20 protein-coding genes and 1 pseudogene are annotated in these 22,461 nt (G+C 71.1%); 13 read left to right on the forward strand and 8 right to left on the reverse strand.

Annotation, left to right across the window (positions count from 1 at the left end; genetic code table 11):
* The first annotated feature begins 10 nt into the window (after positions 1–10).
* The 10 genes and pseudogenes from FF041_RS10595 to FF041_RS10640 all read left to right on the forward strand — a co-directional run bounded on the left by FF041_RS10595 (position 11) and on the right by FF041_RS10640 (position 11,548).
* Positions 11–934, forward strand: a complete 924-nt coding sequence (locus tag FF041_RS10595; protein WP_153522366.1) for an N-acetylneuraminate synthase family protein — start codon at positions 11–13, stop codon at positions 932–934.
* A 98-nt stretch (positions 935–1,032) separates the two neighbouring features.
* A complete protein-coding gene (locus tag FF041_RS10600) occupies positions 1,033–2,079 on the forward strand; it encodes a hypothetical protein (RefSeq protein ID WP_323391601.1) in 1,047 nt (348 codons plus the stop codon).
* 395 nt (positions 2,080–2,474) lie between these two features.
* Entirely contained in the window at positions 2,475–3,698 is a 1,224-nt protein-coding gene (locus FF041_RS10605; RefSeq protein ID WP_153522443.1) for an amidohydrolase, read from the forward strand.
* 324 nt (positions 3,699–4,022) lie between these two features.
* Positions 4,023–5,063, forward strand: coding sequence for a BMP family lipoprotein (locus tag FF041_RS10610; RefSeq protein WP_153484325.1), 1,041 nt, complete (start codon positions 4,023–4,025; stop codon positions 5,061–5,063).
* A gap of 196 nt (positions 5,064–5,259) precedes the next feature.
* Positions 5,260–6,914: pseudogene (locus FF041_RS10615) on the forward strand (ABC transporter ATP-binding protein).
* Positions 6,911–8,023, forward strand: coding sequence for an ABC transporter permease (locus FF041_RS10620; RefSeq protein ID WP_153484324.1), 1,113 nt, complete (start codon positions 6,911–6,913; stop codon positions 8,021–8,023). The pseudogene FF041_RS10615 and the gene FF041_RS10620 overlap by 4 nt, the downstream one beginning before the upstream one ends.
* Complete coding sequence (locus FF041_RS38915; protein WP_153522368.1) at positions 8,020–9,312, forward strand: ABC transporter permease; 1,293 nt, start codon at positions 8,020–8,022, stop codon at positions 9,310–9,312. Before FF041_RS10620 ends, FF041_RS38915 begins: the two co-directional genes overlap by 4 nt.
* A complete protein-coding gene (locus FF041_RS10630; protein ID WP_323371836.1) occupies positions 9,309–9,704 on the forward strand; it encodes a cytidine deaminase in 396 nt (131 codons plus the stop codon). The genes FF041_RS38915 and FF041_RS10630 overlap by 4 nt, the downstream gene beginning before the upstream one ends.
* 107 nt (positions 9,705–9,811) lie before the next feature.
* A complete protein-coding gene (locus tag FF041_RS10635) occupies positions 9,812–11,089 on the forward strand; it encodes a thymidine phosphorylase (RefSeq protein ID WP_153522372.1) in 1,278 nt (425 codons plus the stop codon).
* 114 nt (positions 11,090–11,203) lie between these two features.
* On the forward strand, positions 11,204–11,548 hold the full coding sequence (locus FF041_RS10640) for an STAS domain-containing protein (protein ID WP_407698132.1): 345 nt from the start codon (positions 11,204–11,206) through the stop codon (positions 11,546–11,548).
* Between the two features lie 127 nt (positions 11,549–11,675).
* Here the strand turns inward: FF041_RS10640 and FF041_RS10645 are convergent, their stop codons facing one another.
* From FF041_RS10645 to FF041_RS10655, 3 genes are all read right to left on the reverse strand, one after another.
* On the reverse strand, positions 11,676–12,674 hold the full coding sequence (locus tag FF041_RS10645) for a sigma-70 family RNA polymerase sigma factor (RefSeq protein ID WP_153522374.1): 999 nt from the start codon (positions 12,672–12,674) through the stop codon (positions 11,676–11,678).
* 69 nt (positions 12,675–12,743) lie between these two features.
* Complete coding sequence (locus tag FF041_RS10650) at positions 12,744–13,382, reverse strand: L,D-transpeptidase (RefSeq protein ID WP_153522447.1); 639 nt, start codon at positions 13,380–13,382, stop codon at positions 12,744–12,746.
* A 277-nt stretch (positions 13,383–13,659) separates the two neighbouring features.
* Positions 13,660–14,967, reverse strand: coding sequence for an MFS transporter (locus FF041_RS10655; protein WP_153522376.1), 1,308 nt, complete (start codon positions 14,965–14,967; stop codon positions 13,660–13,662).
* Positions 14,968–15,029: 62 nt separating this feature from the next.
* On the opposite strand from FF041_RS10655, the gene FF041_RS10660 reads away from it, so the two are divergent.
* Positions 15,030–15,992, forward strand: coding sequence for a LysR family transcriptional regulator (locus FF041_RS10660; RefSeq protein WP_153522378.1), 963 nt, complete (start codon positions 15,030–15,032; stop codon positions 15,990–15,992).
* A gap of 81 nt (positions 15,993–16,073) precedes the next feature.
* On the opposite strand, the gene FF041_RS10665 is transcribed toward FF041_RS10660, so the two are convergent.
* Positions 16,074–16,754 carry a dienelactone hydrolase family protein gene (locus FF041_RS10665; protein WP_323391625.1) on the reverse strand — a complete coding sequence of 227 codons (681 nt, stop codon included), beginning with the start codon at positions 16,752–16,754 and terminating at the stop codon, positions 16,074–16,076.
* A gap of 244 nt (positions 16,755–16,998) precedes the next feature.
* Here FF041_RS10665 and FF041_RS10670 point away from each other — a divergent pair, with 244 nt between their 5' ends.
* Both FF041_RS10670 and FF041_RS10675 read left to right on the forward strand, forming a co-directional pair.
* Positions 16,999–18,153 (forward strand): adenosine deaminase, encoded by a 1,155-nt coding sequence (locus FF041_RS10670; RefSeq protein ID WP_153484312.1) that lies wholly within the window; start codon positions 16,999–17,001, stop codon positions 18,151–18,153.
* Between the two features lie 125 nt (positions 18,154–18,278).
* Complete coding sequence (locus FF041_RS10675; RefSeq protein WP_228388131.1) at positions 18,279–18,722, forward strand: ATP-binding protein; 444 nt, start codon at positions 18,279–18,281, stop codon at positions 18,720–18,722.
* Between the two features lie 166 nt (positions 18,723–18,888).
* Here FF041_RS10675 and FF041_RS10680 read toward each other — a convergent pair whose 3' ends face one another.
* From FF041_RS10680 to FF041_RS10695, 4 genes are all read right to left on the reverse strand, one after another.
* Positions 18,889–19,092, reverse strand: a complete 204-nt coding sequence (locus FF041_RS10680; RefSeq protein WP_153484310.1) for a PspC domain-containing protein — start codon at positions 19,090–19,092, stop codon at positions 18,889–18,891.
* A gap of 125 nt (positions 19,093–19,217) precedes the next feature.
* Positions 19,218–19,844, reverse strand: a complete 627-nt coding sequence (locus tag FF041_RS10685) for a VanZ family protein (RefSeq protein WP_323391605.1) — start codon at positions 19,842–19,844, stop codon at positions 19,218–19,220.
* Between the two features lie 423 nt (positions 19,845–20,267).
* The gene (locus tag FF041_RS10690) at positions 20,268–20,888 is read right to left on the reverse strand and encodes a hypothetical protein (protein ID WP_323391607.1); all 621 of its coding nucleotides are present in this window, start codon (positions 20,886–20,888) and stop codon (positions 20,268–20,270) included.
* On the reverse strand, positions 20,885–22,441 hold the full coding sequence (locus FF041_RS10695; protein WP_323391608.1) for a HAMP domain-containing sensor histidine kinase: 1,557 nt from the start codon (positions 22,439–22,441) through the stop codon (positions 20,885–20,887). The genes FF041_RS10690 and FF041_RS10695 overlap by 4 nt, the downstream gene beginning before the upstream one ends.
* Positions 22,442–22,461: the final 20 nt, after the last annotated feature.

The following is a 22,461-nucleotide window of genomic DNA, read 5'->3' on the forward strand; positions in this document are numbered from 1 at the left end:
GGAACCACCCATGAGCACGTCCCTCCTCCGTACCCTCGGCGCCAGGACCGCCGGGCCGGGCTGCCCCGTCTATGTCACGGGTGAGATCGGCATCAACCACAACGGCGATCTGGAGAAAGCCTTCGCCCTCATCGACGCCGCCGCCGAAGCGGGCTGCGACGCGGTCAAGTTCCAGAAGCGCACCCCGGAGATCTGCACCCCGCGCGACCAGTGGGACATCGAGCGCGACACCCCCTGGGGCCGGATGACCTACATCGACTACCGGCACCGGGTCGAGTTCGGCGAGGAGGAGTACCGCCGGATCGACGAGCACTGCGCGCGGCGCGGCATCGACTGGTTCGCCTCCCCCTGGGACACCGAGGCCGTCGCCTTCCTGGAGAAGTTCGACGTTCCCGCGCACAAGGTGGCCTCCGCGTCGCTCACCGACGACGAACTGCTGCGCGCCCTGCGCGCCACCGGCCGGACGGTCATCCTCTCCACCGGAATGTCGACGCCCCGTCAGATCCGGCACGCGGTCGAGGTCCTCGGCAGCGACAACATCATCCTGTGCCACGCCACCTCGACCTACCCGGCGAAGGCGGAGGAGCTGAACCTCAAGGTGATCCGCACCCTCCAGAGCGAGTACCCGAACGTCCCGATCGGCTACTCCGGCCATGAGACCGGCCTCCAGACGACCCTGGCCGCCGTCGCGCTCGGCGCGGCCTTCGTGGAGCGCCACATCACGCTCGACCGGGCGATGTGGGGCTCCGACCAGGCGGCCTCGGTCGAGCCGGGCGGCCTCCAGCGGCTGGTCCGCGACATCCGCACCATCGAGGCCGCCCTCGGCGACGGGGTGAAGAAGGTCTACGACTCGGAGCGCGCGCCGATGAAGAAGCTCCGCCGGGTCGCGGGCGTGGTCGCGGAGGCGGACGACCGCCGGCCCGTGGCCGTCTGACCCCGCCCCCTTTCCAGCCGTACGGCCAGGCCCTCCCCGTACGGCCGGGCCCTGGCACGGAACAGTCCGCACCCTCCCCCATCACGAGGTGAACTCCAGTGAATCTCGCCTTCGTCGAGAGTCCGGTCCAGCTTCTGAACGTCCTGGAGTGGGCCCATGCCCAGCCGTACGCGACCTGGACCGCGCGCGGGCCCGCGGCCGGGCTGACGATCGTGGTGCTCTCGCCCACCGACCCCATGTCACGGGGCCAGCTGCGCCGCATGGCGGAGCTGGCCCGGGACGAAGGGGCCGCCGTGCGCTGGCAGGAGGCGCGCGGCGGGGCGAGCGCGCCCCTGAAGGCGATACGCGACCTGGCGCCGATGCTGCGCCGCGCCGAGCGGGTCGTCATCGGCGACCCCTTCTCCCGCTATGTGCAGCTGCTCCTGACGCTCGTCGGCGACAAGGAGCTGACCGTGGTCGACGACGGCACCGCCACCATGGAGTTCGCGGCCCAGCTGGCGCGCGGCGAGAAGCTGGTCCGCTGGCACCGGCGCGACGCGCGCGGCCCCCGTGAGCTGCTGCTCGCGCCGGTCACCTCGCTGGCCCGCCGACGGCTGGCGCCCTCCCGCACCCGGCGCGTCGAGGTCTTCACCGCGATGCCCGTGGAGCCGCCCGAAGGCATCGTCGTCACCGCGAACACCTTCGCCTGGACCCGCTTCCGCTTCGGCCCGCCGACGACGTTCGAGGGGGCGGATCTCGTCGGCACCTCGCTGGTGGAGACGGGGATCGTCGACCCCGGCCAGTACGCGGACGCGGTCTCGGCGCTCGCCCGCGCGCACGGTGCGCGGCGCTACTTCGCCCACCGGCGCGAGAACCCCGACAAGCTCCACCGGCTGGCGCGGGAGACCGGTCTGGAGATCGTCCGCCCGGAGCTCCCGCTGGAACTGGTGGCCCGGCGGGGCCCGATCGGCTCCACCGTGCTGAGCTTCCCCTCGACCGTGGTCCACACCCTGCCGCTGGCGCTCACGGGCGCGGGGGTCACGGTCGCGGTCTGCGAGATCGCCCCGGAGTGGCTGAGGGAGACCGCCGCGCCACGCGCCCAGGGCTTTCTGGCGGCCGTCACGGGCACCGCGCGGAATGTGCGCCGGCTGCCCGCCCCGGCTTGAAGACCACTGTCCGGCCGCCCTGAGCCCGGGCCGCCGCCCGACCGGGGCGGCCGGGACGATTGCGGCGGCCGGGACGACCATGACGGTGACGGCCGGGGCGACCGTACGGCCTGAAGGCGCCCTTGAATCGATCTGACGGAGTACGGGAAGAACTGCCGAAGTGGGCCTGAAGTGAACGGCCCTGAACCGGACCCGCCGCCCCACCCGGACGCCACCGTCCCGAAGCGGAGTCTTCCGAGGTGGAGTACGGTCGAAAGGGGCGCGAGTCTACCCACGGAGGCCCACTGTCATGCGCCTGAGGGGCCCTCTTTCCTTCCCCTATCGGGTTGAACTTTTGTTGATCAGTGGTCAGTTGGCCCCTGCCACGGCTTACTCTTCAACAGGTGAACCAATTGATGTCCCGCGAGTCCGAAACCGATGTGCCGGGGGGCGTCGCACTGCCCGGCACCCTGTCCGAAACCCTGCGCGCCGAGCTGATCGCGTTCCGTCGTGATCTGCATATGCACCCCGAACTGGGCAACCAGGAGTTCCGTACCACCGCCGCTCTCAAGGCCCGTCTGGAGCAGGCCGGGCTGCGGCCGAGGGTGCTCTCCACCGGCACCGGACTCCTGTGCGACATCGGCGACTGGGACGGAGAAACGCCACTTCTGGCCCTTCGCGCGGACATCGACGCGCTCCCCATCCCCGACACCAAGACCGGGGTGCCCTACCGCTCCACCATCCCCGACCGGGCGCACGCCTGCGGCCACGATGTGCACACCACGGCGGTCCTCGGCGCGGGCCTGATCCTGGCCGCGCTCGACCGGCGCGGACTGCTGCCCCGCCCGGTGCGGCTGATCTTCCAGCCCGCCGAGGAGGTGCTGCCCGGCGGTGCGACCGAAGCCATCGAGGCAGGAGTGCTGGAAGGCGTCGGCAAGATCATCGGAGTGCACTGCGACCCCCGGGTCGACGCGGGAGTCATCGGGCTGCGCCCCGGCCCCATCACCTCCGCCTGCGACCGGCTCGAAGTCACCCTCGACGGGCCCGGCGGCCACACCGCCCGCCCCCATCTGACCACCGACCTGGTCACCGCGGCGGCGAAGGTCGCCACCGAGGTCCCCGCGCTGCTCGCCCGCCGGGTGGACGCCCGCTCGGGGCTCTCCGTCACCTGGGGGCGGATCCAGTCGGGCCATGTCTGCAATGTGATCCCGCAGCACGCCGAGCTCTCCGGGACCGTGCGCTGCCTGGATCTGCCGAGCTGGCGTGCCGCGCCCGATCTGGTGCACGCGGCCATCGACGAGATCGCCGCGCTCCACCGGGCCAAGTCGCAGATCACCTATATCCGGGGTGTGCCGCCCGTGGTCAACGACCCGGCCGTCACCGAACTGCTGCGTGCGGCGCAGTCGGTGCGCCGGGGCTCGTACGCGATCGAGGACACCGAGCAGAGCCTGGGCGGGGAGGACTTCTCCTGGTATCTGGAGCGGGTCCCGGGCGCGATGGCCAGGCTCGGCGTCCGGACGCCGGGGGACACCGTCAAGCGCGATCTGCACCGCGGCGATTTCGACGCCGACGAGCGGGCCATCGAGGTCGGCGTCGAGCTCTTCACGGCGGCGGCCCTGATCGACGGCGGACTCGACTAGAGGCACGGGCGGTGCCCCTGCGCCTTGCGGCACAGGCGGTGCCCGGCCCCACCCCTGTGCCCTGCGGTACGGGGGTGGGGACCCCCACCCCCGTACCGCAGGCGACCCACCCCCGCGCACCCCCCTGACCAGCGATTCCGAAGCCGCCGAAGACTATGTTCCGCGTGCCCGCCGCGCTACGCTGAGTCGCTTTGAAGCCCTGTTCGCGACGATCCGATAACGACTCATGAACAGGTCTTTAACTGACATCTACGCGCGTTACGATCGCGGCAAAACCAGCGCCGGAAGAGGCGCTTTCGGTCAGTCTCGAAGGGACCCCTCCTCTTGCGCCGGGTATCCAAGATCACTACCGCGTGTCTCGCCACCGCGGCCCTCGCTTTCACCGCCACCGCCTGCGGTGCGTCCTCCACCGATACGGCGGAGACGGACAGCGAGAAGCTGAAGATCGGCATGGCCTACGACGTCGGCGGCCGTGGCGACAACTCCTTCAACGACTCCGCGGCCCGCGGCCTGGACAAGGCCAAGGCCGACCTCGGCGCCGAGACCAAGGAGCTCACCGCCAAGCACGGCGAGACCCCGGCCGACCGTGAGGCCCGTCTCTCCTCGCTGGCCGAGGGCGGCTACAACCCCGTCATCGCCGTCGGCTTCGCCTACAAGGACACGATCGACGAGATCGCGCCCAAGTACCCCAAGGTCAGCTTCGGCCTGGTGGACTCGGTCGCCGACGCCAAGAACGTCGACAGCATCGTCTTCACCGAGGAGCAGGGCTCCTACCTCGCCGGCGTCGCCGCCGCGCTGAAGTCCAAGGACGGCAAGATCGGCTTCATCGGCGGTGTGGACCTTCCGCTGATCAAGAAGTTCGCCGCGGGCTTCGAGCAGGGCGTCATGGACACCGACCCGAAGGCATCGGTGAAGATCCAGTACCTGACCACCGGTACGGACCTCTCCGGCTTCGGCAGCCCCGACAAGGGCAAGGCCGCTGCCCAGGGCATGCTCGACAAGGGCATCGACGTGATCTACACGGCCGCTGGCGGCTCCGGCGCCGGCGCCATCCAGGCCGTCGCCGCCGAGAAGGGCACCTGGGCCATCGGCGTCGACTCGGACCAGGCCAAGGACCCGGCCCTGTCGAAGTACGCGGCCTCGATCATGACCTCGGTCGTCAAGAACGTCGACACCGGCGTCTACGAGCTCGCCAAGTCGGTCAAGGACAAGAAGCCGCTGACCGGCACGCACACCTACTCCCTCGCGGAGGACGGCGTCAGCCTCACCACCACGGGCGACCACCTCAAGGACATCCAGAGCAAGCTGGACGAGGTCAAGAAGAAGATCGTGGACGGCGAGATCAAGGTCAAGACCACGACCTGACCGGACCGTTGATCGGGGCCCGGACGAGCGGCCGAGCCGTTCCTCCGGGCCCCGACGCACGCAAGGCATCCCCCCACCGTGCCCGGCCCTTCAACGATTTGGCGGCGCTACGCGCGTAGCTTCCCCTCTTCGCGATAGTTTTCGCCACCACCGCCTCTACCCCTCAAGCTCAAGCTCCCGCCCTGGAGAGTGCGCCATCAAAGCGTCCAGCAGTCCCCATGCCGTAGAGCTCCGCGGCATCACCAAACGATTCCCCGGGGTCGTGGCCAACCACGACATCGACATCACCGTGGCCCGCGGCACCGTCCACGCCCTGGTCGGCGAGAACGGCGCGGGCAAGTCCACCCTGATGAAGATCCTCTACGGCATGCAGAAGCCGGACGAGGGCACCATCGCGGTCGACGGTGAGCAGGTCTCCTTCCACAACCCCGGAGACGCCATCGCCCGCGGCATCGGCATGGTGCACCAGCACTTCATGCTCGCCGACTACCTCACCGTCCTTGAGAACGTCGTTCTCGGCTCCGAGAAGCTGTACGGCATCGGGGACCGGGCCCGCGCCAAGATCCGGGAGATCTCGGACGCGTACGGCCTCAACGTCCGCCCCGATGTGATGGTCGAGGACTCGGAGTCGCCGACCGCCAGCGGGTGGAGATCCTCAAGGTCCTCTACCGCGGCGCGCGCACCCTGATCCTGGACGAGCCGACCGCGGTGCTGGTGCCCCAGGAGGTCGACGCCCTCTTCGACAATCTGCGGGAGCTCAAGGCCGAGGGCCTCACCGTCATCTTCATCTCGCACAAGCTCGGTGAGGTGCTCACCGTCGCCGACGAGATCACGGTGATCCGGCGCGGCACCACGGTCGGCACCGCCGACCCGGCCGGCACCACGCCCAAGCAGCTCGCCGAGCTGATGGTCGGCAGCGAGCTGCCCTCGCCCGAGACCCGTGAGTCCACCGTCACCGATGTGCCGATGCTCACCGTCGACGGCCTGCGGATGACCGCGACCGACCCCGACGGCGTCGTCCGCGCGGTGCTCGACGGCATCGGCTTCACCATCCACAAGGGCGAGGTCCTCGGCATCGCCGGGGTGGAGGGCAACGGCCAGTCCGAACTGGTCGAGGCGATCATGGGCATGCGCGCTCTGGACGAAGGCGCTCTCACCCTGGACGGCCAGGACATCGCGCATACGCCGACCCGTAAGCGCCGTGAGGACGGCATGGCGGTCATCCCCGAGGACCGCCACCGCCACGGTCTGCTGCTGGAGGCCCCGCTCTGGGAGAACCGCATCCTCGGCCATGTCACCGAGAAGCCCAACAGCAAGGGCGCGTTCCTCGACCTCAAGGCGGCCCGCGCGGACACCGAGCGGATCGTGCGGGAGTACGACGTACGCACCCCCGGCATCGACGTCACCGCGGCCTCGCTCTCCGGCGGCAACCAGCAGAAGCTGATCGTCGGCCGGGAGATGAGCCACAACCCCAAGCTGCTGATCGCGGCCCACCCCACCCGGGGTGTGGACGTCGGCGCACAGGCGCAGATCTGGGACCAGATCCGCGAGGCCCGCCGTGAGGGCCTGGCCGTGCTGCTGATCTCCGCGGACCTGGACGAGCTGATCGGGCTCTCCGACACCCTCCGCGTGATGTACCGCGGCCGACTGGTGGCGGACGCCGATCCCGCCGACATCACCCCGGAGGAGCTGGGGTCCGCCATGACCGGCGCGGCCTCCGGCCATCTGGAAGCCCACGAGACCAACGAGACCGACGACGCCTCCGCCGCCGACGACGCCTCCGACGCCCCCGAACGGGCGGACGGCGACGCCGAAGGCGACGGCCCCCGGGACGGGGGAGAGGACCGATGAAGAAGTTCGACAAGGAGCGGGTGCTCCTGGGGATCGCCGCCCCACTGCTCGCGATCGTGGTCGCGTTCCTGGTCACCGCCCTGGTGCTGCTGGCCACCGGTAAGGAGCCGTTCAACGCCTTCGCCATCATGTTCGACTATGGCTCGAAGTCGGACAGCCAGGTCTACATCCTGAACAAGGCCACCACCTACTACCTCGCGGGTCTCGCGGTCGCCGTCGGCTTCCGGATGAACCTGTTCAACATCGGCGTCGACGGCCAGTACCGGCTCGCCGCGTTCTTCGCCGCCGCCCTCGGCGGCGCGCTGACGCTGCCCGGCCCGGTGCAGATCCCGCTGATCATCCTCTGCGCGATGATCGTCGGCGCGATGTGGGCCGGTATCGCCGGTCTCCTCAAGGTCACCCGGGGGGTCAGCGAGGTCGTCTCCACGATCATGCTGAACGCCATCGCGACCGCGATCATCGGCTATCTGCTCCAGGAAGGCCGGCTCGGCCATCTGGACACCGCCGGCACCAAGGTCTCCACCAAGCCCATCCCGGAGTCCTCGCACTTCTTCGAGTTCCCGACCACCCCGTCCCCGGTCTGGGGATTCATCGTGGTCGCGATCATCGCGGGCATCGCCTACTGGTTCACGCTCTCCCGGACCCGCTTCGGCTTCGATCTGCGCACGGTCGGCCAGTCCGGCTCCGCCGCCGAGGCCAGCGGCGTCAATGTGAAGCGGATGGTCGTCACCTCCATGCTGATCTCCGGCGCGATGGCCGGTCTGGTCGGCATGCCGACGCTGCTCAACGACAGCTACGAGTACAGCGGCGACTTCCCGGTCGGCATCGGCTTCACGGGCATCGCCATCGCCCTGCTCGGCCGTAACCACCCCATCGGCATCGCCCTCGGCGCGATCCTCTGGGCCTTCCTGGAGCGCGGCAGCGGTCAGCTCGAATTCCAGGGCTACGACAAGGAGATCGTCGGCGTCATCCAGGGCGTGATCGTCCTCTGTGTCGTCATCGCCTACGAAGTCGTGCGCCGCTACGGCCTCAAGCGCCAGCAGCGGCAGGTCGGCGCGAAGCTCGCCGCCCAGGCCCGTAACTCCGACAAGCAGGAGGTGTCGGCGTGAGCGCCACGGCGACTTCCACGCCGCCGCCCGCGGCGGCGCCCAAGGTGAGCGGCGGCAAAGCCGGCCGCACCCGGCTGTCCTTCCCCGTCATCCTGCTGATCATCGCGGGCGCGCTGCTCGCGCTCTCCGCGGTCCGGCTGATCACCGGCGCACAGGACGTCACCTCGTCCGGCCAGATCAGCGCCATGATCGCAATGGCGGTGCCGATCGGTCTCGCCGGTCTCGGCGGTCTGTGGGCCGAGCGCGCGGGCGTGGTGAACATCGGCCTCGAAGGCATGATGATCCTGGGCACCTTCTTCGGCGCCTGGGCCGGCTGGCAGACCGACCCGTGGATCGGTGTGCTCGCGGGCATCGCCGGCGGTATGTTCGGCGGTCTGCTGCACGCGGTGGCCACCGTCACCTTCGGCGTCGACCACATCATCTCCGGTATCGCGATCAACATCCTGGCGCTCGGGTTCACCACCTACTTCGCCAAGCTGTGGTTCAACTCCGGCGAAGCCGCGCTCAAGGGCGGCAGCCCCAAGCAGTCCCCGCCGTCCGAGGAGATCGCCTCGATCACCCTGCCGGGTCTCTCCAGCTGGCTGCGGTCCATCGAGAAGCACGAGTGGTTCTTCGTCTCGGACGTCGCCGGCGTGCTCGGCGGCCTGGTCACCAATCTGTCGCTGCTGACGATCGTGGCGGCGCTGCTCTTCGTGATGACGTTCCTGGTGCTGTGGAAGACCTCCTTCGGCCTCCGGCTGCGCTCCTGCGGTGAGAACCCGGTCGCCGCGGAGTCGCTGGGCGTCAACGTCTACAAGTACAAGTACATCGCGGTGATCGTCTCCGGCGGTATGGCCGGTCTCGGCGGCGCGTTCCTCTCGCTGGTCACGGCGTCCATCTACAACGAGGGCCAGACCGGCGGCCGTGGCTACATCGGCCTCGCGGCCATGATCTTCGGCAACTGGCGGCCCGGCGGTCTCGCCATGGGCGCGGGCCTGTTCGGTTACGCGGACGCCCTCCAGCTCCGCAGCGGCGGCGAGTCCGTCCACGCGCTGCTGCTTCTGCTGGTGGTCGTGCTGCTGGGGCTCGCGGCCTGGAAGTTCTACCGCAAGAGCCTGGTGCAGGCCGTGGTCAGCGCCGTCATCGGCGTGGGCGTACTGGCCTGGTTCCTCTCCACGGACACGGTCCCGACCGAGTTCGTGAGCGCGACCCCCTATGTGGTGACGCTGCTGGTGCTCTCGCTCTCCGCACAACGGCTGCGAATGCCGAAGGCGGACGGCATGCGCTATCGCAAGGGGCAAGGGAAGTGACGGCGCCCGCCGTGGACTGGGCGGCCCTGCGGGAGCTGGCGCGTGAGGCGATGACCCATGCGTACGCCCCCTACTCGGGCTACCCGGTCGGGGTGGCCGCCCTGGTCGACGACGGCCGCACGGTGACCGGCTGCAATGTGGAGAACGCCTCCTACGGGCTCTCGCTCTGCGCCGAGTGCGGACTTATCTCCCGGCTCCAGGCCACCGGCGGCGGGCGGCTGACCCACTTCACCTGCGTGGACGGCCGGGGCCAGGCCCTGGTGCCCTGCGGACGCTGCCGTCAGCTGCTGTACGAGTTCGGGGGGCCGGAGCTGCTGCTCGACACCCCCGGCGGGATCGTGACGCTGGGGGAGCTGCTGCCCCAGCCGTTCGGCCCGGCGCATCTGGCGTAACGCCTTTCGCGGCCCCTCCGCTCCGGTGGAGGGGCCGCGGCCTTTACCCTCGGTCTCTATGCGCGTAGAGCGCGTGGGGACCCTAGAACCGCCTTCTGGAGGAATCCATGGACGTCGTCTCCGTCATCCGCACCAAGCGGGACCGGGGGGAGCTGAGCCCCGAGCAGATCGACTGGGTGATCGACGCCTACACCCGTGGTGAGGTCGCCGACGAGCAGATGTCGGCCCTGGCGATGGCGATCCTGCTGAACGGAATGAACCGTACGGAGATCGCCCGCTGGACGGCCGCGATGATCGCCTCCGGCGAGCGGATGAACTTCGACGCGCTCTCCCGGCCCACCGCCGACAAGCACTCCACCGGAGGGGTCGGCGACAAGATCACCCTGCCGCTCGCGCCGCTGGTCGCCGCCTGCGGAGCCGCCGTGCCGCAGCTCTCCGGCCGGGGGCTCGGCCACACCGGGGGCACCCTGGACAAGCTGGAGTCCATCCCCGGCTGGCGCGCGCTGCTCTCCAACGAGGAGATGCTCTCCGTCCTGTCCGGCACCGGCGCGGTGATCTGCGCGGCGGGCGACGGGCTGGCCCCGGCCGACAAGAAGCTCTACGCGCTGCGCGATGTCACCGGCACCGTCGAGGCCATCCCGCTCATCGCCTCCTCGATCATGTCCAAGAAGATCGCCGAGGGCACCGGCTCGCTGGTCCTCGACGTCAAGGTCGGCACCGGCGCGTTCATGAAGACCATCGAGGACGCCCGTGAACTGGCCTCCACCATGGTCGCGCTCGGCACCGACAGCGGGGTGAAGACCGTCGCCCTGCTCACCGACATGTCCACCCCGCTCGGCCTCACCGCGGGCAACGCCCTCGAAGTCCGCGAGTCCGTCGAGGTCCTGGCGGGCGGCGGCCCGGCCGATGTGGTCGAGCTGACGCTGGCCCTCGCCCGGGAGATGCTGGACGCGGCGGGCCTGAAGGACGCCGACCCGGCGAAGGCGCTCGCCGACGGCTCGGCGATGGACGTCTGGCGGCGCATGATCGCGGCCCAGGGCGGCGACCCGGACGCCGCGCTCCCCGTCGCCCGCGAGCGGCATGTGATCACCGCCCCCTCCTCGGGCGTGCTCACCCGTCTCGACGCCTATGACGTCGGCATCGCCGCCTGGCGCCTGGGCGCGGGCCGCGCCCGCAAGGAGGACCCGGTCCAGGCGGGCGCGGGCGTCGAACTCCACGCCAAGCCGGGTGAGCCGGTGACGGCGGGCCAGCCCCTGCTGACCCTTCACACGGACACCCCGGAGAAGTTCGACTACGCGCTGAAGTCCCTGGAGTCCGCGTACGAGATCGCCCCGGCCGGCACCGGCTTCACCCCGAACCCGATCGTGCTGGACCGCATCGCCTGACCTGCGATGTCCTCGGTCCGGACGGGGGTCGGCGCGGCTGTGCGCCGGCCCCCGTCCGGCGGACCGGCCCGGGCGCACCGATGAGTTGCGCCCGGCCGGCCGGTCACACCAGACATGAGCATGGAAAACGCCGACCCCGCCGGCCCGGTCACTCCCGCCGACCCGGCCGTCCTTGTCGGCCCCGCTGACCTTCTCGGCCCCGCTGTTCTCGTGATGCCCCCTCGCGTCACCCTCGCCGATGTGCCGCCGCTCTGTGAGCGGCTGCGCGCGCTGTACGGGGCCGGGGCCGACGATGTGGTGTGCGATCTGGCCGCGCTGACCCGGGCCGACCTCGCCACCGTCGAAGCGGTGGCGAGGCTCCGGCTCACCGCCCGCAGGGCCGGGCGCGGGGTCCGGATGCGGAACGCGGGGCCCGAACTGCTCGCCCTGCTGACGCTGGCCGGTCTGGAGCCCGTCTGATGGACCGTGCCGAAGAGAAGCCGCCGCTGATCGCAGCGGCCGATCGCGGCGGCTGGGGAGTGGACCCCGGGTCCCGGGCCGCCCCCGGGGCCCGGGGCCGTCGAAGGGCCCGGGTCCCGGGCAGCCGCTATCCGCTCTCCCCGGCCAGCCGGTCCGGCAGATCGAAGAGCGGGAACCAACGGGCCGTGTCCAGGAAGGAATGGATCCCGGCGATCCTCCCGTCGCGGATCTCCATGATCATCAGCGCCCAGGGCGTATGCCCGTCGCCGTCCTCCGCCGCGTGGTAGTGGGCGAACGCGGGCATCCCGTTGGCCACGGTCGGGACGAGCCGCGAGCCACGGCAGACCGAGCCCACGCCCAGCATCCAGCCGACGATGTTCTCATGGCCCTGGAGCCAGAGATCGTACGGCGGCATCGAGAGTGTGGCGTCGTCATGGAGGACCTTCGTCAGCGCCTCCATGTCATATCCCTCGAAGGCCGCCACATAGCGCTCCAGCAGCGCGCGCTGCTCGTCGTCCAGCGGATCGGCCGGATCGCTCGCGACCGGGGGCGACTCCGCCAGCGTCGCCCGCGCCCGCTGGAGCGCGCTGTTGACCGAGGCGACCGAGGTGTCCAGCAGCTCGGCCACCTCCGCGGCCTTCCACGCCAGCACCTCGCGGAGGATCAGCACCGCGCGCTGCTTGGGCGGCAGATGCTGGAGCGCGGCCATGAACGCCAGCCGGATCGACTCCCGCTCCACCGCCCGGTCCGCCGGGTCAGCCGCATCCGGCGCCGAGGGCAGCACCCGCCCATCGGGAACCGGCTCCAGCCAGGTCGCCTCCGGCCGCGCGCTGAGCCGGGCCTGCGCCACCGGGGTGGGCCCGGAGAGATCCATCGGGCGGGCCCGGCGGCTGCCCGCGCTCAGCATGTCGAGACAGACGTTCGTCGCGATGCGGTAGAGCCAGGACCGCAGCGACGAACGCCCCTCGAACTTCTCGATATTCCGCCAGGCGCGCACCAGCGTGTCCTGGACGGCGTCCTCCGCCTCGAAGGACGAACCGAGCATGCGGTAGCAGTAACCGGTCAGCTCCCGCCGGTACTTCTCCAACTCGGAATTCACTTGTTCGGTTGTCGCCAGTTCGCTCATCGGATCCACCCCTGTCGCCCATCGGCACCGGCTCTTCGGAACCTACAGGAGCGCACTGACAACGAGGGCTCAGGTTCCCGGCTTACGCCCGTATACGTACACGTCGTCGCCGTTCTTCAGACGCTTCCAGTACGCCTTCGCATCCGCGTGACGCATATTGACGCAGCCCGCGGAGCCCGGCGGGTTCCATACGGATTTGGTCACCGAGTGGAACGCCTGACCGCCGTCGAAGAACTGCGCGTACGGCATTTTGACCTTGTAGATCGACGACACATGGTCGATATTCCGCCAGTAGATCTTCTTGGCGCCGGTCCGGGTCTCGTCCCCGTCCTTCCCGGTGCGCACCGGGACCGGACCGAACGCCAGCTTCTTCCCGTCCTGGATCCAGCTCAGCTGCCGGGTCAGATCCACACAGGCGATCCGGCCCTTGTCCACCGGGCACTTGCCGGCCTTGTTCGGGTTCTTCCCGGCGGCCCGCTGCTCCAGCATCGTGTTCATCGTCCGCCACGTCAGCGGTCCCGCGTAGCCGAGCGCCGGGGTGATGCCGTGCTCGTTCTGGAAGGCGCGGATCTTCTTGCAGTCGGCGGTCGACTGCTTGCCGTCCACCTTGAGCCCCAGGAACTTCTCCACCTGCTTCTGGTGCGGTCCCGCCGACGCCGAACACGCCGCCGCGGAAGCCGCCGCCGCGGGAGCGCTGCCGAGCGCCATGGTCAGCGGAACCACCAGACCCGCCAACCCGAGCGCGATGCCCGTCCGTCTGCCGGGACCGCCCGCCGCGCCGGCTGCCCGGCGCACTCCCCGTATCGCGATTCCCACCGTTCCCACTCCCCTCCGTCGACTGCCGTGAATGCGTTGCTCGCACCATTTGACGCAGGTTCGGAAGCGGTAGTTCTGTGGAACTGGTCTCAATCCCGCTACGGTCGGCCGCAGTTGCCCGCGAGCCGCCCCCTCAGCCGCCCCCTCGGCTGCGCTCTCAGCCGCCCTCTCAGCCGCGCGCGACCATGGCCGGAGCCGAGCCCGCGGCGATCAGCGTCCGCCGCTCGGCGCGCGCCACCCGGGTCCCGTACAGCGTGATCGACACCACCCCGGCCACCGCCAGCAGCCCCAGCCCCACCGTGCCCGCCCAGCCGCCGGAGTGGTAGGCGATCGCGCCGAGCGTGCCGCCGACGCTGCTGCCCAGGTAGTACACCGACTGATACAGCGCCGACGCCTGCGCCCGGCCCGTCTTCGCCGTACGGCTCACCGACGACGAGGCCACCGCGTGACCGGCGAAGAACCCGGCCGTGATCAGCACCAGACCCGCCAGCACGGCGGCCAGCGCGTCGGACAGCGACAGCAGCAGCCCCGCCGCCGTGGTGGTGACCGCCAGATACAGCGCCCCGCGCCGCCCCAGCCGCCCCACCAGCCGGCCCGCCGCGGCCGAGGAGACCGTGCCGACCAGATAGACCAGGAAGATCGAACCGACCACGCCCTGCGAGAGGTTGAACGGCGCCGCCACCAGCCGGTAGCCGATCACCGTGTACACCGCGCCGAACACCGTCATGAAGAGCGCGCCGATCGCGTACAGCCGCAGCAGCAGCGGATCCGACAGATGCCCGCGCACCGTCCCCGCCAGCGCCCTCGCACTCAGCCTGCCGGGGGTGAAGTGCCGCGCCTTCGGCAGCAGCAGCCGGAAGACCACCGCGCCCGCCAGCGCCAGCAGCCCCACGGCCGCCAGACCCGCGCGCCAGCCCCAGAGGTCGGCCGCCCAGCCGGTGACGATCCGGCCGCTCATCCCGCCGATGCTGTTGCCCGCCACGAACAGCCCGATCGCGGCGATCAGCGCCTTGGGCCGCACCTCCTCGGCCAGATACGCCATCGCCGAGGCCGGCAGACCTGCCAGCGCCGCGCCCTGCACCGCTCGCAGTGCCACCAGCCACTCCAGGCTCGGCGCGAACGGCACCAGCAGCCCGACGGCCACCGCGACCGCGAGCGACACGGTCATCAGGGTGCGCCGCCCGAACCGCTCGGAGAAGGCGCTCAGCGGAAGGACGAAGAGGGCCAGCGCGCCCGTCGCGGCCGAGACCGTCCAGCTGGCCGCCGACGCGCTCACGCCGAAATCGGCGGAGACGGCGGGCAGCAGTGCCTGGGTGGAGTAGAGAAGGGCGAAGGCGGCCACTCCCGCGGCGAAGAGCGCGAGGCTCATCCTGCGGTAGCCGCGCTGCCCGGGAGCGAGCGGCTGGGGGGTCTCGGAGGACGTTTCGACGGCGACGGCGCCCACCGCGGTGGACGCCTCGGTACTGGCAGGAGGCATAACCCGAACGTACGACCCGCCACTTCATGCGTCCAATGCATGGAACGGCCATAATCGTTCCCATGGTGCATGACCGCAGCTCACAGCCTCGCCTGTCACACGGCAGTTACGAAGAATACGAAGAAGACACATCTCTGCTGCTCGCGCCGCGCCTCGCGTACTTCGCCGGGGTCGCCCGCCATGAGCATGTGACCCGCGCCGCACAGGAGCTGGGCGTGCCCCAGTCGACGCTCTCGCGCGCGATCGTCCGGCTGGAGAGGGACCTCGGCGTCGCCCTCTTCGCCCGCCGGGGCCGCACCGTCTCCCTCACCCCCGCCGGGCGCACCTTCCTCACCTCCGTGGAGCGCGCCCTCGCGGAGGTCGAGCGCGCCGCCGAATCCGTCCGGGCCGACGCGGACCCCCGCGCCGGAAAGGTCGCCTTCGGGTTTCTGCACACCATGGGCTCGGAGACCGTGCCCGGACTGCTCAGGGCCTTCCGCGCGGACCACCCCAAGATCCGGTTCACCCTTGTGCAGAACTACGGCGAGGCCATGCTCGGCGGACTGCGCTCGGGCGATCTGGACCTCTGTCTGACCTCGCCGGTGCCCGACGCGCCCGATCTGGTGGCCCGCCGGCTCGACGAGCAGCGGCTGCGGCTCGTGGTCCCCGACGACCACCGGCTCGCCCGCCGCAGACGCGTCCGGCTCGCCGAGGCGGCGAACGATCTCTTCGTCACCCTGGAACCCGGCTATGGGCTCCGCCGGATCACCGACGACCTCTGCGCCCAGGCGGGCTTCACCCCGAAGGTCGCCTTCGAGGGCGAGGAGGCCGAGACCCTGCGCGGTCTGGTGGCCGCGGGGCTGGGGGTGGCCCTGCTGCCGCCGCCCGCCGTGGCCCGGCCGGGAGTGGTGGAGCTGACGGTGACCGCGCCGAGGGCGGTCCGCGAGATCGGCGTGGCCTGGCTCGACGGGCACCCGGACACCGCGCCCGTGGCCGCCTTCAAGAAGTTCCTGCTCTCCCGCCGGGGACGGCTGCTCCCGGAGTGAGCCCCGGGGACCTCAGGGTCTGGACCCCCGAGCCCTCAGGGTCTGAGCCCCCGAGCCCTCAGGGTCTGGACCCCCCGGCCCTCAGGGCCTGAGCGATCTGCCGAAGCCCGCCGCCAGCGGCATCCGCAGCCCCAGCGGCGGCGGCGCGGCCAGCGCGTCCGCCACCGGGCGCGAGTACGGATGCGGAAACATCGACCCCAGCACGAAGTCCGTGGCCAGCGCCAGCACCTCGGCATGGTGCTGACGGAGCGCGTTCCCGTCCGTATGGACCTCGAAGCGGCATATGTTCCGGTTCACCTTCTTGGCGCGCTCCGCCAGCCGGTAGGACAGATCCGGATCCGTCCGGGCGTCGTTCGTCCCATGCACGATCAGCACCTGACGCCCCACCAGCTGCTTCACCGGCTCCGGCTCGCCCGTCCGCCCGTCCGCCGGCAGCCAGGGCGCCATCGCCAGCACCGAGCCGACCCCCGGATGGTCCGCCGCGTGCAGCGCCGCGCGCCCCCCGAAGCCATGGCCCGCCAGACAGATCGGCACATCGCCGTACTGCCGCGTCACCTCGTCCGCCGCCCGCGCCGCGTCCGCCGCGAGCCGGGCGGCCCGGCCGTTCCAGCCCCGGGTGCGGTAGTGCACCGAGTGCACCACCAGACCGTGCCCGCCGCCCGCCCGCGCCAGCGCCCGCCCCAGCGGGAAGACCCGGGCGAAGGAGAGCGCCGAGGGCCTGCGCTCCGACTCCGCCGCGCCGTCCGGCAACAGCAGCACCACCCCGCCCACGGTCGGATCCACCCCGGTCCGCCGGGTGCGATAGGCCCGGCCGAGCCGGACCTCCCGTGCCGCCTCGGTCGTCCCGGCCGCCTTGCGATCATCCCGACGTCCCCACCAGCGGGGCAGTGCGCGGTGTGCCATGGCAGAACAGTCTCAGAAGTACGGGTGTACGCCACCCGTACGCGCGGTCACTGTTACGTATCGACCGGGGTCGATCTACGCGCGTAGGGGCTAAAGTGCGGAAATGACGAGCCAGATCCTCAACACGCCCACCGCGGAACAGATCCGCCGCGCTCCGAAGGTGCTCCTCCACGACCACCTCGACGGCGGGCTGCGTCCCGGCACGATCATCGACCTCGCGCGCGGGAGCGGATACGACGCCCTCCCCGAGACCGAGCCCGACAAGCTCGGCATCTGGTTCCGCGAGGCGGCCGACTCCGGGTCGCTGGAGCGCTATCTGGAGACCTTCGCGCACACCTGCGCCGTGATGCAGACCCGTGACGCGCTCTTCCGGGTCGCCGCCGAGTGCGCGGAGGACCTCGCCGAGGACGGTGTGGTGTACGCGGAGATCCGCTACGCCCCCGAACAGCATCTGGAGGGCGGGCTCACCCTCGAAGAGGTCGTCGGCGCCGTCAACGACGGCTTCCGCGAGGGCGAGCGGAACGCCCGCGCCCATGGCCACCGCATCCGCGTCGGGGCGCTGCTCACCGCGATGCGGCACGCGGCCCGCGCCCTGGAGATCGCCGAACTGGCCAACCGCCACCGCGACTCGGGGGTCGTCGGCTTCGACATCGCGGGAGCCGAGGCGGGCTACCCGCCCACCCGCCATCTCGACGCCTTCGAGTACCTCAAGCGCGAGAACAACCACTTCACCATTCACGCGGGCGAAGCCTTCGGGCTGCCGTCGATCTGGCAGGCGCTCCAGTGGTGCGGCGCGGACCGGCTCGGGCACGGTGTGCGCATCATCGACGACATCACGGTGTCGGACGACGGTCAGGTACACCTCGGCCGGCTCGCCGCGTACGTCCGGGACAAGCGGATCCCGCTGGAGCTCTGTCCGAGCTCCAACCTCCAGACCGGAGCCGCGGCTTCCTATGCGGAGCACCCCATCGGGCTGCTCCGCAGACTTCACTTCCGGGCCACGGTGAACACCGACAACCGGCTGATGTCGGGCACCAGCATGAGCCAGGAATTCGAGCATCTGACGGAGGCGTTCGGATACACGCTCGACGATATGCAGTGGTTCACCGTCAATGCGATGAAGTCGTCGTTCATTCCTTTCGATGAACGACTGGCGATGATCAATGACGTGATCAAGCCCGGATACGCCGAGCTGAAATCCGAATGGCTGTTCCGGCAGACCGCCACGACCAGCGAATCCGCCGCCGAGCAGGGCTGACCGGAGGCATTCCGGAGCGGCCGGATACGTCAATACTCGGCCGCTCCGGGGTGTTTGCCTCCGCCATGGGGCTGTGGCTAGCTTGCGGAGCCGCTCATTTCCCCCGTCCCGAGGACACACCCCTGATGAAGCAGTCAGCTGCCAAGACTCTCGGCGCCGCCGCGCTCGGCACCGCTTTCGTTGCCGCCGGCGCGGGCACCGCAGCCGCCGAGCCCGCCGCCTTCCCGGACTCCGCCACCTCGCTCGACACGATCTCCAGCGTGGTCCCGGCGGAGCGGCTCCTGACTCAGGTTCCTGCGGTCTCCGACGCGCTGGCCGGAGCACAGGGCGCGCTGACCCAGGGCGCGGCCACCCTGCCGGGCACGCTCCAGGGCGCCGGGCAGCGGGCGCTCTCCCCCGAGGCCCCCAAGGACCTGCTCGGCAGCCTGCTCGGCGGGCTGCCGCTCAACCAGCTGACCCAGGCCCTCGGCCCGCTCGGTGGTGCGGCCGGCCCGCTCACCGGTGCGGCGGGACCCGCGGCCGGGCCCCTCGGCGGGGTGGCGGGACCGCTCGGCGGCGGCGCGGTCTGACGTCCGTACCGTCCGTCCGCCGCCACTTCCCCCCGGACGGCTGACGGCAGTACCGCAGCACGGCGGGGCGTGGACCGGACGCCGGTCCGCGCCCCAGCCGTGTGACCGGCCGACCGATCGGCTCCGGTGCTGGTGCTGGTGCTGGTGTCAGTGCCGGTGTCCGTGGCTACCAGGCGGTCTTCGGCGCGGTCCGGTCCGTCGGCAGCAGCAGCCACAGCGCCAGATAGAGCAGGAACTGCGGCCCCGGCAGCAGACACGAGACCAGGAATATCGCCCTCATCGTGAAGGCGGAGGTGCTGAAGCGCCGCGCCAGCGCCGCGCACACTCCACCGATCATGCGTCCTTCACGAGGGCGGACGAGTGCGGCCATGGTGGGCTCCTTCGCGTGACCGTAGACGGATGGTCCGACCGGAGCAGCCGCTTCTCCGTGCGGCGGTCCGGTCGTCCCGATCGATGTCCTCAGAATGCCGGGTGGAGCGGGGGTGGGGCATCGCTCTAGGGTGCGATGCCGACCCTGGGAATTGTCGGGGTCGACCCCTGAGCGGCGTCCTCCCGCAGCAGTGGGCCGGGTCCGCCCGAGGGCCTGGCCCCGGCTCTGGGCGTGGGCCGGGTGCCGCGGGCGCCGATCCGGCCGACCGGGAGCATGGTGGACGCCGTGGTGGTCCTGGTGCTCGGAAGCGCCGTGGGGCGGGCCGGGCGATCGGCCCCCCGCCGGCGCAGCCGGGCCCGGCCCACCGGAACCACCAGCAGATGGGCGACCGTGACCCCCGCGGTGTTCAACAGCAGTGAGTCCACGTCGAGCACCCGGCCCGGCACCCCGGTCTGGAGGAGCTCGATGCCCAGCGAGATCATCGCACCGGCCGCCGCCGTCCGGGCCAGCGACGCCAGCGGCGACACCGTCAGCCTGCCGCCCGCCATGGGCAGCAGCACACCGAGAGGGGCCAGCAGCAGCAGCGGCCCGCCGATCTGCCGCGCCGCCTCCACCGGGCCGAGCGCCAGATCCGCCTTGATGCCCGCGAGCGGCTCCAGATTGGCGGCCGTCACCCACGGCACATCCAGTGGCCGCAGGGTCAGCCACCCGACGAGCAGCAGGTGCGCGAGGAGGAGGACGGCCCCCGCCACGCGCAAGCGGATGGCGGCACTGCCGCGCTTACCTTGTCGCTGCACACCACACAAGACGCATGCCGTGCGGGAAACGGTTCCCCGTGGATTTCCGCGCGGATTCCCGTCCGCGCCGCAGGTCCTCCGGGCCGCCGGGCACCTGGGACGAAGCCGGGTTCCTAGGGAGTGTCTTCAAAGTAGCGTCGTCCGCCCGGATGGGGGTCCCCCCGGGCGAAGCCCAGGGGGAGGGCCTGGCGGGGTCTGGTGCGTGCGATCGCAAGGCGGAGGAAGGAGTCCATGCGGTGGGGGCACTCCCCCTGGGCCTTCGGCCCGGGGGCACCCCCACCCGTGCCGCTAGGCACAGGGGGCCATCGGCGACTGACGACAACGCAGCGAGCGTGCGTGCCAGGGCACGGCAGGCAGACGGGACTTTGAAGACACGACCTAGGGCGAAGAGGAAGACGAAGGCGAAGGTGAGGGCGTCAGCGTCGGCAGCGGCTCGGACGGGCGGTTCCTGGCGGCGTCGGAACAGGCGTACGCCCGCGGCGGATACGCCCCGGGCCCCGCGAGGATCACCGAGCCGTCCGCCGCCGCTGCCCTGCTCTCCGCGAAGGTGCAGACGATCTGCGCGAGCGCCTCAGCCGGCAGATCCTCCGGCTGACGGCTCAGCCGCAGAGCGCCGTCCGGGTCGCCCGGACGCGGGTCGCCGATCGCCACCGGCCCCCGTACATCGGTGCCGAACCCCGCTTCCCGCTCCGCCGCGGGCGGCGTCCGCTGGAGCTCCGCGAGCAGCGCCCGCGCGACCTGTATCCGGTCGTCGGGCGAGGGCGTCGAGGGCAGCTCCGCCGCGCGGTCCACGAACTTCAGCTGCGACGCGCAGACCAGATAGACCCGTACGGGAAAGCCCTTCGGGGTCTCGCCGAGGTTCTCGCCGCGTATCTCACACGGCATCCGGGACGGCGCGGGACCGGCGTCCACCGGCACCTGTGTGGTCCTGATCCCGCACCCGGCGAGCAGCACGGCGCCGCCCGCCAGCGCCGTCAGCGCCCATGCCTTCCGCCTCACCGCGCGCTCTCCTCTCCCCGCTCGTCCTCCGGCCCGCCGATCTGAGGACCCGCGCTCTCCGTGCCGTCGCCGGCGGAGGCCGCGGGGTCCCGGGGCAGCCGCAGCACGAACACCGCGCCGTCGCCGTCCGGCGAGTTGGCCGCGGTGATGGAGCCGCCGTGCGCGAGCGCGTTCTCCATGGCGATCGACAGACCGAGCCCGCTCCCGTCCGACCTGGGCCGGGACGCGCTGGCCTTGTAGAACCGGTCGAAGACATGGGGCAGCACTTCGGCGGGGATGCCCGGCCCGTGGTCCCGTACCTCGATCGACAGCTCGTCCTCGGCCACCCGCACCGACACCTTCACCGGCGATCCGCCGTGCTTGAGCGCGTTGCCGATCAGATTCGCCAGAATCACATCGAGCCGGCGCGGATCGAGCCGCACCATGATCCCGCGCTCGGCGTCCAGCTCCACCGCGTCCAGCCAGGCGCGGGCGTCGATGCAGGCGGTGACCTGGTCGGCCACGTCGACCGTGTCCAGCACGACCTTGGCGGTGCCCGCGTCGAAGCGGGTGACCTCCATCAGGTTCTCCACCAGATCGCCCAGCCGCCGGGTCTCGCTCACCACCAGATTCACGGCGGGCGCGATCATCGGGTCGAGATTGTCGACCTCGTCCTCCAGCACCTCGGTGACGGCCGTCAGCGCGGTCAGCGGGGTGCGGAGCTCATGCGACATATCGGCGACGAAGCGGCGGCTGGACTCCTCCCGCGCGCTCATGTCCGCGACCTTCTTCTCCAGCGCCTCCGCGGTCCTGTTGAACGTCCGGGCCAGCTCGGCCAGCTCATCCGTGCCCGACACCCGCAGCCGGGTCTCCAGCTTGCCCTCGCCGAGCCGCCGGGCCGCGTCCCCGAGCCGGCGCACCGGCTTGAGCACCATCGTCGCCGCGGCCTGTGCGAGCAGCGCCGAGCCGACGAGGGCCAGGGCGATGGCGATCCCCAGCGACCAGGCGAGCGTATTGAGATCCCTGCGCTCGTTCTCCAGGGACTTGAGCATGTAACCGGTCGGGCCGCCGTTCACGATCCGCGAGCCGCCGACCAGATAGGGCTTACCGTCGAGCTCGATGCGCTGCCAGTACAGATGGTACGGAGCGGAGTTGCCCGCCCCGATCTTCTGCCGGTCGTTGACCGCGTCCTGGAGCCGCCGCGGCACATCGTCGAGGGTGAACCGGTCCGCGTCGGACGCGGCCACCACCGGCTTGCCCCCGTCGTGTTCGTCCAGCAGCAGCACGCTGTAGCCCACCTTGCCGTTGACCATCAGATCGGCGCCGCCCTGGAGCTCGCCCGGGGTGGGCTGCGGCGGCAGCGAGGCCGCGTGGCGCCGCATCTCATCGCGGAAACTGTCCAGCGCGGAGTCCTGGGTACGGGTCAGCACGGCCTCGCGGTTGAGCCAGTAGGCGATGCCCGAAGCGGAGACGGCGGCGGTCAGCGCGACCACGGCGAAGACGACGACGAGCCGCAGCCGCAGACTCGTCCAGCGCGGTCCGGCGAGCATCGCGCGCTTGGCGGCGCCGCTCACCGGACGGTTCCCTCCGCCGC

The organism is Streptomyces jumonjinensis, assembly GCF_009600885.1.
GTDB classification, from domain to species: domain Bacteria; phylum Actinomycetota; class Actinomycetes; order Streptomycetales; family Streptomycetaceae; genus Streptomyces; species Streptomyces jumonjinensis.

Coding starts and splice junctions, on each gene's coding strand:
- FF041_RS10595 (WP_153522366.1), top strand. CDS start 11: ATGAGCACGTCCCTCCTCCGTACCCTCGGCGCCAGGACCGCCGGGCCG.
- FF041_RS10605 (WP_153522443.1), top strand. CDS start 2,475: ATGTCCCGCGAGTCCGAAACCGATGTGCCGGGGGGCGTCGCACTGCCC.
- FF041_RS10620 (WP_153484324.1), top strand. CDS start 6,911: ATGAAGAAGTTCGACAAGGAGCGGGTGCTCCTGGGGATCGCCGCCCCA.
- FF041_RS10635 (WP_153522372.1), top strand. CDS start 9,812: ATGGACGTCGTCTCCGTCATCCGCACCAAGCGGGACCGGGGGGAGCTG.
- FF041_RS10640 (WP_407698132.1), top strand. CDS start 11,204: ATGAGCATGGAAAACGCCGACCCCGCCGGCCCGGTCACTCCCGCCGAC.
- FF041_RS10645 (WP_153522374.1), bottom strand. CDS start 12,674: ATGAGCGAACTGGCGACAACCGAACAAGTGAATTCCGAGTTGGAGAAG.
- FF041_RS10650 (WP_153522447.1), bottom strand. CDS start 13,382: ATGGCGCTCGGCAGCGCTCCCGCGGCGGCGGCTTCCGCGGCGGCGTGT.
- FF041_RS10655 (WP_153522376.1), bottom strand. CDS start 14,967: ATGCCTCCTGCCAGTACCGAGGCGTCCACCGCGGTGGGCGCCGTCGCC.
- FF041_RS10660 (WP_153522378.1), top strand. CDS start 15,030: ATGGTGCATGACCGCAGCTCACAGCCTCGCCTGTCACACGGCAGTTAC.
- FF041_RS10670 (WP_153484312.1), top strand. CDS start 16,999: ATGACGAGCCAGATCCTCAACACGCCCACCGCGGAACAGATCCGCCGC.
- FF041_RS10675 (WP_228388131.1), top strand. CDS start 18,279: ATGAAGCAGTCAGCTGCCAAGACTCTCGGCGCCGCCGCGCTCGGCACC.
- FF041_RS10680 (WP_153484310.1), bottom strand. CDS start 19,092: ATGGCCGCACTCGTCCGCCCTCGTGAAGGACGCATGATCGGTGGAGTG.